Annotated in this window: 17 protein-coding genes; 2 read left to right on the top strand and 15 right to left on the bottom strand. The window is 74.0% G+C overall.

Going from position 1 to position 16499, the window contains the following annotated elements:
* Window positions 1-97: 97 nt before the first annotated feature.
* Window positions 98-724 (top strand): hypothetical protein, encoded by a 627-nt coding sequence (locus ACFU5G_RS04070; protein ID WP_020016372.1) that lies wholly within the window; start codon window positions 98-100, stop codon window positions 722-724.
* A 6-nt stretch (window positions 725-730) separates the two neighbouring features.
* On the opposite strand, the gene ACFU5G_RS04065 is transcribed toward ACFU5G_RS04070, so the two are convergent.
* The 14 genes from ACFU5G_RS04065 to ACFU5G_RS04000 all read right to left on the bottom strand — a co-directional run bounded on the left by ACFU5G_RS04065 (window position 731) and on the right by ACFU5G_RS04000 (window position 13852).
* Complete coding sequence (locus tag ACFU5G_RS04065; RefSeq protein ID WP_377241046.1) at window positions 731-1171, bottom strand: YybH family protein; 441 nt, start codon at window positions 1169-1171, stop codon at window positions 731-733.
* A gap of 66 nt (window positions 1172-1237) precedes the next feature.
* Window positions 1238-2692 carry a hypothetical protein gene (locus ACFU5G_RS04060; RefSeq protein ID WP_377241044.1) on the bottom strand — a complete coding sequence of 485 codons (1455 nt, stop codon included), beginning with the start codon at window positions 2690-2692 and terminating at the stop codon, window positions 1238-1240.
* A gap of 35 nt (window positions 2693-2727) precedes the next feature.
* On the bottom strand, window positions 2728-3417 hold the full coding sequence (locus ACFU5G_RS04055; RefSeq protein WP_377241042.1) for a pilus assembly protein TadG-related protein: 690 nt from the start codon (window positions 3415-3417) through the stop codon (window positions 2728-2730).
* Window positions 3418-3419: 2 nt separating this feature from the next.
* Window positions 3420-4970 (bottom strand): OmpA family protein, encoded by a 1551-nt coding sequence (locus tag ACFU5G_RS04050; protein ID WP_377241040.1) that lies wholly within the window; start codon window positions 4968-4970, stop codon window positions 3420-3422.
* Between the two features lie 29 nt (window positions 4971-4999).
* On the bottom strand, window positions 5000-5245 hold the full coding sequence (locus ACFU5G_RS04045; protein ID WP_377241038.1) for a hypothetical protein: 246 nt from the start codon (window positions 5243-5245) through the stop codon (window positions 5000-5002).
* Between the two features lie 64 nt (window positions 5246-5309).
* Complete coding sequence (locus ACFU5G_RS04040) at window positions 5310-5993, bottom strand: response regulator transcription factor (protein WP_377241036.1); 684 nt, start codon at window positions 5991-5993, stop codon at window positions 5310-5312.
* Window positions 5993-7225: a sensor histidine kinase gene (locus ACFU5G_RS04035; protein WP_377241034.1), complete on the bottom strand. Its 1233-nt coding sequence runs from the start codon at window positions 7223-7225 to the stop codon at window positions 5993-5995. The genes ACFU5G_RS04040 and ACFU5G_RS04035 overlap by 1 nt, the downstream gene beginning before the upstream one ends.
* A complete protein-coding gene (locus ACFU5G_RS04030) occupies window positions 7212-8093 on the bottom strand; it encodes a type II secretion system F family protein (RefSeq protein ID WP_377241032.1) in 882 nt (293 codons plus the stop codon). Before ACFU5G_RS04030 ends, ACFU5G_RS04035 begins: the two co-directional genes overlap by 14 nt.
* A 1-nt stretch (window position 8094) precedes the next feature.
* Window positions 8095-9018: a type II secretion system F family protein gene (locus tag ACFU5G_RS04025; protein ID WP_377241030.1), complete on the bottom strand. Its 924-nt coding sequence runs from the start codon at window positions 9016-9018 to the stop codon at window positions 8095-8097.
* Entirely contained in the window at window positions 9015-10334 is a 1320-nt protein-coding gene (locus ACFU5G_RS04020) for a CpaF family protein (RefSeq protein WP_377241028.1), read from the bottom strand. The genes ACFU5G_RS04025 and ACFU5G_RS04020 overlap by 4 nt, the downstream gene beginning before the upstream one ends.
* Before the next feature lie 15 nt (window positions 10335-10349).
* A complete protein-coding gene (locus tag ACFU5G_RS04015; protein WP_377241026.1) occupies window positions 10350-10706 on the bottom strand; it encodes a TadE/TadG family type IV pilus assembly protein in 357 nt (118 codons plus the stop codon).
* A 1-nt stretch (window position 10707) separates the two neighbouring features.
* Window positions 10708-12333, bottom strand: a complete 1626-nt coding sequence (locus ACFU5G_RS04010) for a hypothetical protein (protein ID WP_377241024.1) — start codon at window positions 12331-12333, stop codon at window positions 10708-10710.
* Between the two features lie 2 nt (window positions 12334-12335).
* Window positions 12336-13040, bottom strand: coding sequence for a Flp pilus assembly protein CpaB (cpaB, locus tag ACFU5G_RS04005; RefSeq protein ID WP_377241022.1), 705 nt, complete (start codon window positions 13038-13040; stop codon window positions 12336-12338).
* Complete coding sequence (locus tag ACFU5G_RS04000; RefSeq protein ID WP_377241020.1) at window positions 13037-13852, bottom strand: hypothetical protein; 816 nt, start codon at window positions 13850-13852, stop codon at window positions 13037-13039. The genes cpaB and ACFU5G_RS04000 overlap by 4 nt, the downstream gene beginning before the upstream one ends.
* Window positions 13853-14014: 162 nt before the next feature.
* Between ACFU5G_RS04000 and ACFU5G_RS03995 the strand changes: the two genes are divergently transcribed.
* The gene (locus ACFU5G_RS03995) at window positions 14015-14362 is read left to right on the top strand and encodes a DUF192 domain-containing protein (RefSeq protein ID WP_377241018.1); all 348 of its coding nucleotides are present in this window, start codon (window positions 14015-14017) and stop codon (window positions 14360-14362) included.
* A gap of 7 nt (window positions 14363-14369) precedes the next feature.
* Here the strand turns inward: ACFU5G_RS03995 and ACFU5G_RS03990 are convergent, their stop codons facing one another.
* Entirely contained in the window at window positions 14370-16466 is a 2097-nt protein-coding gene (locus tag ACFU5G_RS03990; RefSeq protein WP_377241016.1) for a hypothetical protein, read from the bottom strand.
* Window positions 16467-16499: the final 33 nt, after the last annotated feature.

Here is a 16499-nt window from a genome sequence, read left to right as displayed (position 1 = left end):
CCCCTGCTCCACTTGACCTGTGCCACCCGGCGGCGGACCGTGGAAGGGACGGCAGCGCCGTCCGGACGCTGCCCCGAGCACACAGGGAGAGTCCGACATGTACGTACGCACTACCGAGGTCCAGGGTGATCCCAGGGGGATCGACGACGGGCTGCGGATCGTTCGCGAGGACGTGTTCCCGGCCGTCACCGCGATGGACGGCTGCGTCGGGATGTCCATGCTGGTCGACCGCGAGTCCGGCCGGTGCATCGCCACGACGGCGTGGCAGTCGATGGACGCCATGCTGGCGAGCGCCGACGCCGTCCTCCCGCTGCGCGAGCGTGCGGTCCAGGCGCTGGGCAGCACCGGGGGCAGCGACGTCAACCAGTGGGAGGCCGCCGTCGTCCACCGCGACCACGCCACGCCCGACGGCGCCTGCGCCCGCCTCACCTGGCTGAGCGGCGGGCAGGACATGGTCGACCGCTGTATCGACCTCTACCGCATGGTCATCCTGCCGCAGCTGCAGGAGATGGACGGGTTCTGCAGCGGCAGCCTGATGGTCGACCGCGAGCGGGGCCGGGCCGTGGGCACCACCGCGTTCGACAGCATGGAGGCCGTCGTGCGCGCACGGGAGGCCACCGCCCACATCCGCGAGCGCGTGGTCCGTGAGCTGGGCGCCACGGTCGACGGTCTCGAGGAGATGGAGATCGCGTTCGCGCACCTCCACGTGCCAGAGATGGCATGACGCCGGTCAGGGCTCCAGCCCGGTGAGCCCCTTGCCGGTACGCAGGTCGAGCGGCACCGAGACCTGGTCGTGCGCGACCAGCCAGGTGCCGCCCTCCCTGCGCAGGCAGAACGTGGCCCGCACCCACATGCCGCTCGTCGCGGTGCCGTCCGCGAGCGTGCCGCAGAGCCGGCCGAACCCGTACCCGTACGCGACCGTGTCGCCGACCGTGAGCGACAGGTCGCGCAGCTCGTAGCGCACCTCGTCGAAGACGGCGAAGACGCGCGCCCAGTTCTCCAGCTTCGCGTCGACACCCACGTGCCGCAGCGGCGGCTCGACGTCGAAGGACACGACGTCGGCCGCGTAGACCTGCCGCAGCCGGCCGAGGTCCTTGGCGCGCAGCCCTTCGACGATGCCGTCGAGCTGCCGCCGGACCGCGGCCTCGTCGTCCTGTGCTCGCGTGGTCATCTCAGCGCCCCTTCCGTCCGGTGCTCTCTTACCGGTGTGACGGACGGGCCGCGCGGAACGTGACCGTCAGGGGCCCTCGGCTCCCCCGCCGAGCACCAGGTCGAGCGTGTGCGCGCCGGTCAGGTCCGCCGGCACGCGGACGGCGGCGGGATCGCCCGCGACGCCGTCCAGCGCGAACGCGGTGACCCGGTCGCCGGCGCCGCTCAGCCGGACGGTGAGCTCGGCGTCCCGGTACCGCAGGCCGCTGAGGGCCGCGTCGCCCCAGCCGGCCGGCAGCGTCGGGGCGAGGCCCAGGCCGGCGGGCTCCGGCCGCAGCCCGAACACGCCGTCGTGGACCATCCGCAGGAACGCGGACGCCGACCAGGTCTGCTCGGGCTCCGAGTCCCAGACGCGGCCGGTCTGGTAGCCGCCGTCGACGGCGCCCGTGGCGGCGTCGTAGATCTCGTAGTAGCTGCCGGTGCCGTGGAACAGCCGGGCCAGGCTCGTCACCTCGGCCGCGAACTGCGGGAGATGGCCGCTCCGGGCGAGGGCGTCGGCCCAGAAGCCCTGGACCACGGGCCAGACGATGTCGTTGTGCCGGCCCGCGTGCCCGACGGCGGCGTACCGCCCGAACCGCGGGTGTACGCCGGTGATGCCGTGCGGCGAGACGTGGGCGCCCCGGACGACCGCCCGGGCCCGGTCGCCGTCGGCCAGGCCGAACAGGATCGCGAAGGAGAGGCCGGCGCCCTCCTGGTAGTCCTGGAGCTCCCCGGCCGCGGGGCCCTCGGTCGCGACGGTGTAGCCGTAGCGGCCCCGGGCGGGCTGCCAGAAGTGCGCCTCGACGGCCTCCGCGAGGCGCGCGGCGCGGCGGGCGTGGTCCTGGGCGGGCCGGCCCAGCTCGTCCGCCATCGCCGCGAGGGCCGTGTACGCCCCCGCGTAGAGCGCGTTGGTGCTCAGCGCGAGCTGGGTCACCGCCACGGGGTGGTCGAGCACGAAGCTGCTCGCGCCGTCGTCGGCGCCGACCAGCGGGTCGGGGTAGCCGGCGATCCCGTCGTTGAAGAACGACGGGCCCCGGAACAGCCCTCGCGCGGCGTCGTACTGGGCCGCCTCGCGGAGCGCCACGGTCCGGGCCGCCGCCTCGTACGCGTCCCGCAGGAAGTCGCGGTCGCCCGTGACGAGGTAGTGGTGCCAGGCGGCCCGGACCCAGATCACCTGGTCCCACCACTGGTCGTCCTGCTGGACCACCCGGCCGCCGTCGTCCTGCCGGGTCACCACCGACCACAGGGTGTTGCGGGCGACGTCCGGTGCGAGCAGGCTGCCGGCGTTCCACGAGTTCACCGCCGCGTCCCGGGTCCACGGCTGCGCGTAGCCCCCGCCGGCGCGGAAGAACGTGCCGACGCCGGGGTCCAGCAGGCCCGAGCCGCCGTAGACGTCCGGGTCGCAGGGCACGGTGTTGGTCACCAGCAGGTTGGTCAGGGCGCCGGCGTACGCGGGGCCGAGCAGGGCCTGCGTCTCCGGGTTCGCGAACAGGACGGCGGGCACGGCGGCAGCTCCAGGGGTCGGTCGGGATGACCCGGTCAGTCCACCAGAACGACGTCGCTCGCGTAAGCCGTCACCTCGGGCGGGGTCCAGTCCTCGTCCTCCTCGTCGCCCGAGTCGTCGTCACCCGAGTCGTCGTCACCGGTGCCGGAGCCACCGCCGTCGCCGGGGTCCGCGTCGTCGCCGGTCCCCGCGTCCTCGTCCGGCGGCGGCTCGGTGACGCACTCGCCGTCGATCATCCAGCCCAGGCCGCCGTCCAGGCAGACGCCGCCGCTCAGGCGGATGCCCGCCGTCGCGTGCGCCGCCGAGCCGATCTCGGTGCCCGGTACCAGCTCCTGGTGCCGCACCTTGGCGGTGACCCGCAGACGCTCGACGTCGACGTCGAGGTCGACCAGCTCGGCGCCGTTGCGCTCGGCGTACTCCTGGGCCGCCGCGTACATCTCCTCCTCGGTGCCCGGACCGAGCAATGCCTCCTCGAGCAGCTCCCAGAATGCCGAGCGCTCACCGCCCAGGAGGTGCAGCGCGGGCAGCAGGCCCAGCCGGTCGTCCCACTCCTGGGCGGCGGCGAGCGCCGCGGCGTCGGCGGCGGTGCCCGCCTCGCGGCGGTCGTTCGTGGCCGAGCCGAACATCACGATCACCAGCACCGCGGCGGTGAGCATCCCGACGGCGACGGGGATCGTCATCACGTGCATGGAGCCGCGCTCACGGTCGTCGGTCCGTCGGGGCATGGTCACTCCTGGTCCGGGTGGGTCGCAGCGTCGGTCACGGGCACGTCGGTGATGCGGAACCGCTCCGGGGCGTCCACGGTCACGGTGTCCTGGCCGGTGTCGGGCCAGTAGACGGTGACCGTGGCGCGCTGGCCCTGGTCCAGCGTCCCGACCTCCTCGTCGCCGAGCAGCCGGCGCAGCACGAAGCCGCCCGTGCGCTCCTCGCCCACGTAGTCGTAGGGCAGCACCCGCTCGCGGGCGCCGAGCAGCGAGAGGTTGTGGGGGCCGGCCACCTCGGCGAGGGCGCCGAACCTGCGGTCACCGAACATCTTCAGGTGGGCCGGGAGGAACCACGCGGGGTCGATCGCGGTGCCGTCGGTCCGCTCCGTGACGAGCGTGCCGACCAGGGCGCCGGGCCGCCGCTGCACCGACTCGACCTCGACGCTGTACTCGCCCCGGTCGGTCTCGATCGTGACGGCGGCGTCCCGGGCGGTCGGGGCGTCGGTCACGGGCGCCTCGCTCTCGGCGGACGTGTCGACCACGAGGTGGCCCTGGAAGTGGATCTCGACACGCCGGTTGGCGGCGCGGGCCTCGGCGCTCCGGCCCTCGGCGACCGGCTCGGACTCGCCGCGGCCCTCCTCGGTCACGGTGAAGTCGCCACCCAGGTCGGCGCGCAGGCGCTCGGCCACGGACCGGGCGCGTCGCTCGGACAGGGCCTGGTTGTAGGCATCGGTGTCGACGTCGTCGGTGTGCCCCACCACGTGCACGTCGCCGGCGTCGGCCTGCTCGACGATCGAGGCGGCGGCCCGCTCCACGACGCCCCGCGCGGACCGCGACAGCGTGTCCTGGTCCGAGTCGAACAGGACGTCGGAGGCCAGGGTGACCGTGACGTCGTCGTCCTCGGCGGCGGTCGCGGACCCGGCGTCGTAGCCCTGGGTGAAGGCGCGCAACTCCTTGGTCACTGCGGTCCCGGCGCCGCCGGTCTGCTCGAGGGCCGCGTCGAAGCCGTCGCCCGCGGCGACGACGGGCACGGTGACGGCGCCGTACCCGGGCAGCAGCACGTCCACCGAGTCCCCGGCGGGGGCCGCGAAGACGGCGACGGCGGAGCCGGTCAGCGTGTCGTCGTCGCCCCGCTCCTGGTCGAGCTCCGCCGCGGGGGTCCCGTCGGCGGCCCGGGCCACGGGGTGCACCACCTGGGCCTCGGTGTCGACGAGGCGGACGCCTCGGCCGTCGGTGACCGACTTGCCCAGCCCGCCCAGGCTCAGCGGGACGGTCCCGGAGCCCAGGGAGGCGTCGCCGGCCGGCTCGGCGGTGTACTCGTAGCGGAGCACCGCCAGGTCGCCGTCGGCCTCGACCGGGCGCAGGTCGAACCGCACGCGCGCGTCGTGCAGCTCCCGCTCCACGGAGACGACCTCGTCCGGGGGCGCGGTGGCGCCTCCGGACGAGGTCGGGGATCCCGATGCGTCGGGTGGCGGCGTCACCGTGTCGGCCCGGTCGTCGGGGCCGGTCAGGCCGCAGCCGGCCAGCAGGCCGACAAGACCGACGGTGAGCGCCGCGCGGTGTACCTGACGCATCCAGTACCTCCGTTGAGTGGGGTGGAGCCTTACTCGCCGCCGCCCGCGCCCGCGATGTCGTTCACGGCGTCGGTGAGCTGCGTGACGATCGCGTCGCCGACGTCGCTCGCCGCGGCGATGACGATACCGACGACGGCCACGACCAGCAGGACCGCGCCGACGTACTCGACGGTGCCCTGGCCGGCCTCGTCGTCACGGGCCCGGCGGGCCGCACGCTCGGCGACGGCCGCGAGCGCGATGCGGGCGGCGGTGGCCTTCTCGATCAGCTTGTTCATGGTGTCCTCCACGTTCGGTGTCCGGTGACCGGCCGCGGATCGGACCGCGGCCACACCAGAAAACCTACGGAGCGGCGGCCCGCGGCCCCAGGGTGTGCGGGCCTGGTCGGGGGCCTGTTCTGCCTGGGCCCACGGCACTACCCGGCTCCGGGCCCCGCTGCAGCCAGCGCACGATCGCCTGGCTGCGCGTGGTGACACCGAGCTTCGCGAAGAGGCTGTTCACGTGGTTCTTGACCGTCTTCTCGGAGATGAACAGCCGGGCCGCGACCTCGCCGTTGGCCAGGCCGTCGGCCACCAGGTCCATCACCTCGGCCTCACGCCGGGACAGCAGGTCGCGTACCGCGGGCCCGCGGGGCGGGGCGGCCGACGGCGGGGCCACCCCGGAGACCACCTGGCTCCCGCTCCGGCAGAGCCGGACCGCGGCGACCATCGCCTCGGGCTCCAGCGCGCCGTGCACCAGGTACCCGGCGGCGCCGGCGGCGATGGCCTCGGCGACCGTCTCCGGGTCGTCGGTGTGGGTCAGCATGACGACCGTCGCCCCGGTGAGCTGGGGCAACAGCTCCAGCCCGCTCATCCGGGGCATCCGCACGTCCAGCAGCACGACGTCGACCTGGCCGGCCCGGACGTACGCGATCGCCTCGTAGGGGTCGCCCGTGTCGGCCACGGACGTCACGCCCGGGGTCCCGTCCAGGAGCGTCCGCAGGCCCATCCGGATGATGGGGTTGTCGTCCACCGCGAGTATGCGCATCAGGCTGCCTCCGCCAGTGCTCGGGCCGGTTCGGCGGGCAGCACCACCGTGACCACGGTGCCGCCCTCCGGACCGGCTTCCCAGGTCGCGTCGCCGCCGCAGAGCTGAGCCCGCTCGCGGACGCCGCGCATGCCGTAGTGCCCGCCGTGCGAGCCGCCCGTGTCGAGCGCGGAGCCGCCGCCGGGCGGTCCGGCGGCACCGAGCCCGGCGCCGTCGTCGGACACCACCACCCGGACCGCGCCGTCGGTGACGGCCACGCCGACCGACACGCGGGACGCGCCCGCGTGCTTGCGCACGTTCTCCAGCAGCTCGGTCACCACGGCCCGGACGTGCCGCGCGCGGCCCGGCCCGGCGACGGCGTCGACCCCGGGGTCGACGTCGGCCGCCGCGGGCGTGCCGGTGCGCTCGGTCCAGCGGCCGACCGTCCCAGTGAGCAGCGCCGCCAGGCCCTCGGGATCGTCGCGCAGCTCGCCGAGCGCGCGGCGCGTGTGCTCGTGGGCCGTACGGACGGCGGCGCCCAGCTCGCGGGCGACACCGACCGTGTCCGGCGCCGCGCCCTCGCGGTCGAGCCGGTCGGCCAGGCCGCGCGCGGCCAGGGCGAGGCCCGCGAGGTCTCCGGCCACGGTGTCGTGCAGGTCGCGGGCCAGGCTCAGGCGCTCGGCCAGGGCCGCCTGGTCGGCGCGGACGGCGGCCAGCTCGGCCGCCTGCACCGCCTGCCGCCGCAGCCGCCGCCCGAGGTGGGTCCCGGTCCAGGTCATGATGATGGTCAGCACCGCTCCGGCGGCGCCCGTGACCAGGCCGCGCCAGCCGCCGTCGTACCCCGTGAGCTGGTAGAGGCACAGCGGTGCCGCCATCACTAGCGCGAGCCGGAGCCCGGCGAAGAGGCCCCACAGGGCGGCGGTCGCCGCGGCGTAGACCGCCATGAGCGGCGAGCCGGCCAGCGGCAGCAGCGCCACGACGGCCACGGCGGTGTCCCCCGCGAGCAGGATGCCGTTGCGGGCGTAGAACCGGCCCCGGGTGTCCCAGTTCAGCGCGGGCACGAACGAGAACGGCGCGGCGAGCACCACCAGGAACACGCCGAGCCAGCCCGCGCCGTCGAGCAGCGCGAGCACCAGGGCGAACGCCAGGACCACGAGCCGCACCTGGCACAGCAGGCGCACCGCCGGGCCGATGGCGCGCTGGGTCAGCGCGTCCATGGCGTGCTTCGGGCTGAGCCGCTCAGAAAAGTTCACCGAGCACCCCCGCGTTCGCGACCAGCACGGCCGAGACGATGAGGATCAGGGCGCCCGGCAGGATCGTCATCGTCACCGCCAGGGACACCAGGGGCGCCGCCCGGGCCGCGCGCTGCCGCACCGTCTCGGCGTGCTCGCGGCGCACGTCCGAGGCGATGCCGGTCAGCGCGTCCGCCAGCGGCACGCCCAGCTCCTCGGCCTGCAGCAGCGCCGTCACGAAGGACCCGACGGCGGGCGACTTGCTGCGCTCGCGCAGCGCCACGAAGGTCTGCCGCCGGGACGCGCCGACGTTCATCTCCTCCAGGGCGGTACGCATCTCGGCCGCCAGGGCGCCGCCGTGGAACTCGCACACCCGCTCCAGGGCCTGCCGGAACCCGAGGCCCGCCGTGACGGTGACCGCCAGCACGTCGAGGAAGTCGGGCAGCTCGGTGTCGATCTGCCGCCGGCGCCGGGCCGCCTCGGTGTACAGCCAGATCCGCATCCAGGCGCACAGCACCAGGCCGATCGGCACGCCGACCGTCCACAGGTCCTGGACCACGAACAGCAGCCCGAACAGGACGCCGAGCAGCACGAGGCCCGCCTCGCGCCGCACGAACATCGTCAGGGTCACGCCCTCGGGCCGGCCCGCCCGCCGGATGACGGTGTCGAGCCGCTGCAGGCGCTGCCGCCCGTACAGCCGCACGGCCAGCGGCAGCAGCGGCGCCCCGATCCGGTCCAGCACCGCCACGAACCCGCGCGGCCGCTCCTGGGCCTCGGGTGCGTACTCGGCCTCGACGTCCTCCAGGCCCGTGCTGGTCAGCAGCCGCAGCGCGACCATCCCCAGCACCGCCGCCAGTGCGGCGCCCGCCGCGACGATCAGCCCTTCCACGTCACACCTCCACCCGCGACAGCCGCCGGACCACCAGGTAGCCGACGACGAACAGACCGGTCGCGACCAGGAGCACCACCTGGCCCGCCAGGTTCGTGATCATCACGTCCACCACGCCCGGGCTGAACGCGTTCATCAGCGCCACCGCGCCGAACGCCAGGAAGATCACCGTGTACCCGGAGAACTGGGCGCCCATCGTGGACGTCACCACCTCGCGGCGCAGGCGGCGCCGCTCCTCCAGCGTCTGCCCGATACCGCCGAGCGCGGTGACCAGCTCGCCGCCCGAGCGGCCCTGGATGGTCAGCGTCTGCACCAGCACCGACAGCTCCCGGGACGGCAGCCGCTCGCTCAGCCCGGACAGCGCGTCCCGCATGGACCGGCCCACCGCCATCTCCGCGCTGACCTGGGCCACCTCGGACGCCGCCGGCTCGGACATCTCCTCGGCCGCCATCTCCAGGGAGCGGCGCACGGCCAGCCCCGCCGAGGCGCCGTTCGCGAGCAGCCGCGCCAGCTCCGGGAGCTGCGCCACGAACCGGTCCACGCGCTGCTTGCGCCGCCGGTCCAGCCAGCGCTGGGCGCCGATCGCGACCAGCAGCACCGCGAGCGCCGCCGTGGCCCAGCCGAACAGGGGCAGCACGGCCAGGCCCGCCAGGACGGCCCCGGCGCAGGCGGCCGTCAGGAACAGGGACGGCGACCAGGCCGGTAGGCCCGCGCCGGCGAGCAGCGCCACGAGGCGCTGGCCCCAGCGCCGCCGGGCCAGCCGCTCGTCGAGGCGCGTGAACACGGAGACCCCGGCGAGCTGGTCGAGGTCGGCGGTCTCGACCATGCGCCGCTCGGTCTCGGCGTTGCTGACGAGGGTCGCCACGGTGGCGGCGGCCATCAGCAGGGTCACCAGCAGGCCCGCGGCGATCAGCAGGACGGTCACGACGCACCTCCCGTGGGGGCGGGCGCGGCGGGGGCCGCCGCGGTCAGCACCGTCTCGCCCGCCCGGTGCAGCCGCTCCAGCAGGTCGGCGGGCACGGGCTCGGGCACGAACCGGCCGGCCACCGTGCGGTCGGGGCCCAGCGGCTCGGAGACGAACCGCATCAGGGGCGTCAGCGCGTACTCCTCGCGCCGCCGGGAGGTCACGGCCTGCACCTCGAGCACGCGCCGGGACCCGTCCTGCGCGCGCTCCAGGTGCACCACCAGGTCGATCGCCGAGTTGATCTGGTCCCGCAGGGTCGCCGAGGGCAGGTCGAGCTCGCTCATCGAGGCCAGCGTCTCCAGGCGGCCCAGCGCGTCGCGCGCCGTGTTCGCGTGCACCGTGGCCACCGAGCCGTCGTGGCCCGTGTTCATCGCCTGGAGCATGTCGAGCGTCTCGCCGCCGCGCACCTCGCCGACGATGATCCGGTCGGGCCGCATGCGCAGGGCGTTGCGCACCAGGTCGCGGATGGCGACGGCGCCGCGCCCCTCCACGTTCGCGGGCCGGGACTCGAGCCGCACCACGTGCCCCTGCTGCAGGGAGAGCTCGGCGGCGTCCTCGATGGTGACGATGCGCTCGTGGTCCGGGATGAGCCCGGACAGCGCGTTGAGGAACGTCGTCTTGCCCGAGCCGGTACCGCCCGAGACCACGATGTTCAGCCGGGCCCGGACGCACGCGCCGAGCAGGCTCGCGGTCGTCACGTCGAGGGTGCCGCGGTCCACCAGCTCGCCCATCCGGAACGGCGTCGGGAACCGGCGGATGGTCAGCGTGGGCCCGTCCAGGGCCAGCGGCGGGATGATCACGTTGACGCGCTCGCCGCTGGGCAGGCGCGCGTCCACCATCGGCGAGGACTCGTCCACGCGGCGGTTCACCTGCGACACGATCCGGTCGATGGTCTGGTAGAGCTGCTCCGCCGACGCGAACCGGGCGGGCACCCGCTCGACCTTGCCGTAGCGCTCCACGAACACGTCGTCCGGGCCGTTGACCATGATCTCGGTGATGGACTCGTCCGCCAGCAGCGGCTCCAGCACACCCAGGCCGAGCGCGTCGTCGGTGATCCGCTGCACCAGGGCGCCGCGCTCGCGCGCGGACAGCACGGGCCCGTCCACCGACAGCAGCCGGGACAGCACCCGCTCCAGGCGCACCCGCCGCTGCGCCGGCGAGAGCCGGGCGAGCTCGTCGACGTCGATCTCCTCGAGCAGCCGCTCGCGGTACACCTTGGCGAGGTCGTTGTCCTCGTCGTGCCGCTCGTCGGCGGCCAGCCGGTCGCGCAGTGCCATGTCTTCCCTTCCCCCTCAGCCGTCCACCGGGAACGCGGCGGTGCGGGTCAGCGCGACGTCGACCACCTTCATGCCCGCCAGCCCCAGCGGCGCCGTGACCGTGACCCGCACGCGGGCCGTGCCGTCGTCGACGGCGACCTGGATCTCGCGGACCGTCAGCCCGTCCGGGACCGCCCGCTCCGCCTCGGCGTGCGGGTTGCCGCCGACGCTCAGGGCCCGGGCGCCGTTGCGGGCGGCCTCCTGCGCGATCGACGCCGTCTGCGCCACGGTGATCCCCTGGATCGCCAGCAGCGCGACCAGCACCATCGCGAGCACGACGCCGACGAGCTCGACGGTCGCCTGCCCCCGGTCGCGCCGCGTCCCCGAGGCCATCTCAGCCCTCCCGGTAGACGGCGGCGGACGACGACGCCGACAGGTCCACGCCCGGCAGGATCGTCGAGACGGTCACGCGCACGCTGACCTCCTGCGGCGACACCTCGATGTCGGAGTCGCCGACGGCGGCGCGGAACTGTCCCGGGAGCTGCTCGCGCACGTCGTCGCGCACCCGGTCGACGACGTCGTCCCGGGGCTGGCCCAGCGCGTCGTAGTACCCGAGGACGCCGACCGTGCGGGCTCCCTCCTGGGCGGCGGCCCGCGCCGCGAGCAGGCCGGAGGCCCACCCGATGCCCTGCACGCACAGCAGCACCACCATGAGCACCATCAGGATGACCACGGGCAGCTCGGCGGTGGCCTGGCCGGCCTCGGGGTCGGCGCCCTTGCGCCGCCCCGGCCGCTTGCCCGCCCGCCGTCCCGAGCCCGCGACCAGCGACTCGACCTCGGTGGGCCCGTCGGGCGTGCTCTCGCGCGCGGCGGCCGCCTGGGGGCGGATCGCCGCGACCCCGACCTCCGCCACGGCGGTGTGCACGGGCGTGGGCGTCTCCAGCAGCGTGGCCGTGTTGACCGCGCCCGCGAACGTGGTGCCGCCGTCGGGCACGGTGAACGCGATGGGCCGCTCCACGATGCGCTCCACCAGGGCGGGCGTCACCTCGTCGCGCGGGGTGCGCCGGTTGAGCACCAGCTCGACCGTCGCCGGGCGCCGGACGGCCAGCCGGTCCCACTGCGCCAGGCTGCGGCGCGCGGCTCGCAGGGACGGCAGGTCCGGGGTGGTCACCAGCAGCACGCGGTCCGCGAACTCCAGGGCCGTGGCCCGCGGCTCGTCCAGGTGGGTACCGACGTCGATCACGGCCAGGCCGGACTCGAACCGCAGGGCGCTCACGATCGACCGGACGGCGGCGGGCGTCATCGCCTCGGCCCGCTCGCCCTCGGCCGGGGCGGGCAGCAGCCGCAGGCCGCCGGGTACCTCGTAGGTGGTCTCGCGCAGCATGCGCCCGGTGACCTCGCCCTCCACCGCGGCCAGGTCCACCACCGAGCGGCGGGTCCGCACCCCGGTGTAGGCGGTGAGGTCACCGGCCCCGAGGTCCAGGTCCACCAGGAGGGTGTCGTTCGTGCGCCCGGCCCGCGCCAGGAGCAGGGACAGCACGGAGGTCCCGACGCCGCCCTTGGCCCCGGCGATCGCGACGACCTGCCCGCTGCGGCCGCCGTTGCGCTCCGCGGCGATCGAGGCGCGCGCCATCGCCGACCACGAGGCCACCGCCTCCAGCCGGGTCAGCACCTCCTCCAGGCCCGCGTTCCGGGCGATCACCGACCGCGCGCCGACCTCCATCGCCGCGGCCATCGCCCGGCTCATCTCGGTGGGGCCGTGCGCGTCCACGACCATGACGATGCCGGTCAGCGGCGTGGCCAGGCCGACGCTGCGGGCCACGGCGTGCCCGTGCCCGTCGTCGGCGGCCTCGTCCACCACCACGATCTCGATGTCCGGCTGCCGGTCCAGCGCCGTGAGCACGCCCGCGCCGTCGGACACCGCGGCCGCGAGCTCGAACCCGTCGGACTCCGCGAAGATGTGGCCCAGGTGGTCCCGGACCTCGTGCGCCGGCGTCGCGAGCAGCACCTTGGTGACCATGCTCAGCCCTCCGACTTCGGGATCGCGCCGTCGTACACGCGCTGCTGCTCGGGGAGCATGTCCTCGTCGCCCGCGCCGCGCAGGGCCAGCCGCATCTTCACCGAGAAGGACTCGACGTAGGCCAGGGTCAGCGCGTCCTCGGTGCTCAGCGCGAACGTCACCGGCAGCCCGCTGCGCATCTCCAGGCTGTCCGAGGCCTCGACCGTGCGCGGGATGCCGACCTCCAGGACCAGCACGTTGGACACCCAGACCCGCGAGACCGGCTTCTCGTCCTTGGCGCCGTCCATCGTGGCGATGATGTCCACGTGGTCGCCGGGCTCGACCTTGCCGGCCACGCCGGTCTCGGCGTCCACGATGATCGCGACCTCGCGGAACCCCGGCTGCACGCCCGGCCGCTCGATCAGCATCCCGGACTGCAGGAGCGAGCCCTTGTCGAACGAGGTGGCCGCGACGAGCCCGTCGGCGGCGTCCGCGCTGCGCACGGCCGTGTCCGGGACCCAGCGCTCCGGGACCCGGACGCGGTCCAGCATGTCCTCGTCGACGGGCTCCAGGGCGTCGACCGACCGGTTGAGCTGGAGCACGGTGACCATGGGCCCCACCTGCGAGCTCACGGTGCGCACGTAGTAGAGGACGCCGACGAACACGGCGACCGCCAGGATCGAGGTGACGACGAGGAAGAACACTCCCCGGCGCTGACGCGGGTTCAACTGACCACTCCCTGTGTCTCGGTGTGCGGGCCGGCCTGCGCGCCGGCCCTGGTCTCGACGCGGGCCCGGCGCTCCGCGATGTCGCAGAAGATGCACGACTGCGCGACGGCCCGGCCGCACGCGTCGCAGGCGCCCCAGAGGTAGGACCGGGCGAGCGCGCTCGCGACGGCCGTCTCCAGCGAGCCGGCGATGGTCGACACCTCCAGCCAGCGCGCGGCGGACCAGCCCGCCTCGGCGCCGGCCAGCTCGGTGTCGGGCTCCCGGGGCAGCAGGCCGCCGTCCTCGTCCGGCACGACGGGCCGCGCGGACCGGGCCGCGACGAGCAGGGCGCCGCCGCCGGGCACCCCGAGGTCGCCGCGGAAGCGGCGCACGGAGCCGGGCTGCGAGCCGCGCCCCGGGTCCACCACGAACGCCGTGCGCGGCAGGTAGCTGCCCGCGTGCTGGCGGAACGTCGGCGTCGGGCGGTGCAGCGCGGCCACGCTGGACAGCAGCACCCGCGTGCTGGTCCGCGAGAGCACCTCGTCGGCCACCACCCTCGCGGACGACGCCGTCAGGCCCGGCGAGGCGAGGCCCGCCAGCATGACCGCCCACGCGGTGACGGGGGCCTCGACGTGCAGCACGCCGAGCCGTTCGGGGCCGAGCACCAGGCGGGCCGAGCGGGCCACCCGCCGGGCGGCGTCGTCCCGGGTGGCCAGCACCACGTCGTCCGCGGAGAACCGGGCGACGGCCTCGACGACGTCCCCCAGCGTGCGCTCCGCCCGGCCGACCCCCCGGTGCGTTCCCCCCGGACCGCCGATCGCGATGACCTGCACGGTGCCCCCTCACAATCGTCACAAGCATCCGCGTACAACCACGCGGACATCACGGACTGTACTAATTTTGCTCATATACGTATATATCTAGGACGGATGAATTTCACTTCTGAGCGTTTTCCCGTATGTGGACGCTCATATGAGCGCGCTACGCTCCTGCTCGTGAACTCGATCCAGCTCCTGGTGGACGACCGGCCCGTGGCCGGCGTCGAGGTCGCCGACACCGCCCTGACCCGCGCCCGCGGCCTGCTGTTCCGGCGCGTGCTGCCCGAGGCCCTGCTGCTCTCCCCGTGCTCGTCGGTGCACGGCGCGTGGATGCGCGTGCCGCTCGACGTCGCCCTGCTCTCGGCGGACGGCGAGGTGGTGCACGCCCAGGTGCTGCGCCCGTGGGCCGTGACCCGCCCCCGCAGGGGCGTGACCCAGGTGCTCGAGGCGCCCACCGGGAGCTTCGAGCGCTGGGGCCTGCGCCCCGGCAGCCGGGTCGTCCTGACGGCCGGGGCCCAGGCGTAGCGGGGGCTCATGGGTTGCCGAAGCTCTTGCCGCCGCTGAACGTCGGCGTCGGCGGGGCGGAGAACTCGGTCGTGTAGTAGTCGTCGGGGGCCTCGAAGTCCTTGGCCCGGCACTGCGGCGCCGGCGACGTGGTCTGCTTGTTGCCGTCCACGTCGGTCACCTCGAACGACGACTCCGACAGCGTGCGGTTCTCGTCGACGGAGGTGAAGTCGACCTTGAACAGGTCCAGGCCCTCCCACTTGAGGCCGTACCCGCCGCCCTCGGTGACCTTGTCCATGTCGTACTTGAGCTCGCGCACGTTGGCGTAGTCCTCGGCGGCCTCGTACAGCTCGCCGCCCTCCTCGTCCTCGCCGTTGATCTCGACGTCGCCCTTCTTCAGGGTGCCGTCGTCGTTGCGGGGGAAGATCTCGTCGATCTTGGGGCCGAGCTTCTCGCGCAGCTCCGGGTACTGGTTGAAGTCGATGATCAGCTCGGTCCTGGAGAGCGTCCCCTCCTCCTCCGACTTGCTGTACCCGCCGGTCGCCTTGAAGCCGTACGGCAGCACCACGTCGATGTCGATGCCGGCCTTGTAGAGCGTCTTCATCACCTGGTCGTCCATGGCGATGGTGAGCCGGGAGAGCTCGCCGTCCTTGTTCCAGACCACCGAGGTGCTGGTGGTGCCCTTCCACTCCATGCCGACCTGGCCCTTGCCCTTCCCCTTGCCGGAGCTGGTCTCCTTGTCGTTCTTCTTGGTGAAGGGCTGCTTGCCGGACAGCTCGGCCCCGATCAGGAACCCGCCGATGTCGGACGACGTGTAGGTGGCGGTCATCGAGCCGTCCGACCACTGCCGGTCCTCGACCTGGATCTCGCCCTCGTAGCCGCCCTCGACGATGCCCTTGAGCTCGACGGGGCCGACGCCCTTGCCCCACTTGAGGCCGCCCTTGAGCTTGACCTTCTTGACGTCGCTCGTGGAGGTGGCGACCAGGTGGTGGTCGGGCTCCTCGTCCTGGAGGTCCATCACGTCGCCGACGTCGGGCATGTGGTCCGGGGGCGGCGGGCAGTAGGTGCTCATGTGCGGCGGCGGGCAGTGCGTCGGCGGGGAGGCCACGATCTCCGCCGACAGGGAGTACTTCTTGTACCAGTTGATCCAGTCCTGGGCCTTCTGCATGTCCGTGAACTCGTAGGTGTAGTCCTCGGCGTAGCCGGTGATGCCCGCGATGTCGAAGGCGATCGGCGTGCCGCCCACGTCGCTGCCGCTGGCGCCGACGCCGAACTCCACGCCCTTGAGGATGTGGATGCGGATGCGCCCGTCGCCCAGCTTCTCGATGAGCGTGCCGTTGCTGTCGCCCCAGCGGAAGAACAGGAACTGGATGTTGGTGCTGTCCACGTGCCCCGTGGCCTCCACGACGCACGGCGGCTCCATGGAGCCGTACTTCTCCGTGACGCAGTTGGCCAGCTCGCCCGCCCGGGCGGCGCGATCCTTGCCGGGCTCGGCGTCCTCGTAGGCCGCCCACTCCTTCTCGCAGCCCTTGGGCACGGGCAGCTCGCGGCAGCCCACCTGCACCTTCGGCGGGGCGTCCTCGTCGAACTCCTCGCTGGTGGGCAGCGTGTTGACGCACGACTCGTCGTCCGGGTCGTCCTTGGGCTCGCCGCGCCCGTCGAGCACGCAGTCCACGAAGTCCTGGATCTCGTCCTCGCGGTAGACGCGGTCCTCCCGGGGGCGGTCCAGGTGCCCCTCGGGCATGTTGGCGGAGAAGCAGATGGTGGGGCCCGGGTACCAGACGCAGTCGATCTGCACGACGGCGGTGTCCCACTGGGAGTCGGGCTTGTCCACGAAGTCGAAGGTCACGTCGTCCTCGCAGTCGCCCGTGGGCGGGCTGTAGTGGTCGCCGGGGCCCTGGGTGCTCCCCGGGTCACCGGGGTCCCCCGTCCCGTCGTCGTCGACGCAGCCCTGGGCGCCCTCCTCCTTGACGATCGGGTCGACCGCGCACAGCCACTGCTCGCTGACGTCGGCCGCCACCGGGGTCGCCGCGGCGAACACGATGCCGACCACCAGCAACAGCAGACCGATGACCGCGACGTACTCGGTGAGCGCCTGTCCCGCCTCGCGATCTCGTCTGGTCATGCTCGAAAACTAGGTCGGGACTGTGAACTCGAA

It is taken from the genome of Promicromonospora sp. NPDC057488, assembly GCF_042802395.1.
GTDB lineage: Bacteria > Actinomycetota > Actinomycetes > Actinomycetales > Cellulomonadaceae > Promicromonospora.
This window is presented reverse-complemented; position numbering and strand designations above follow the sequence as displayed.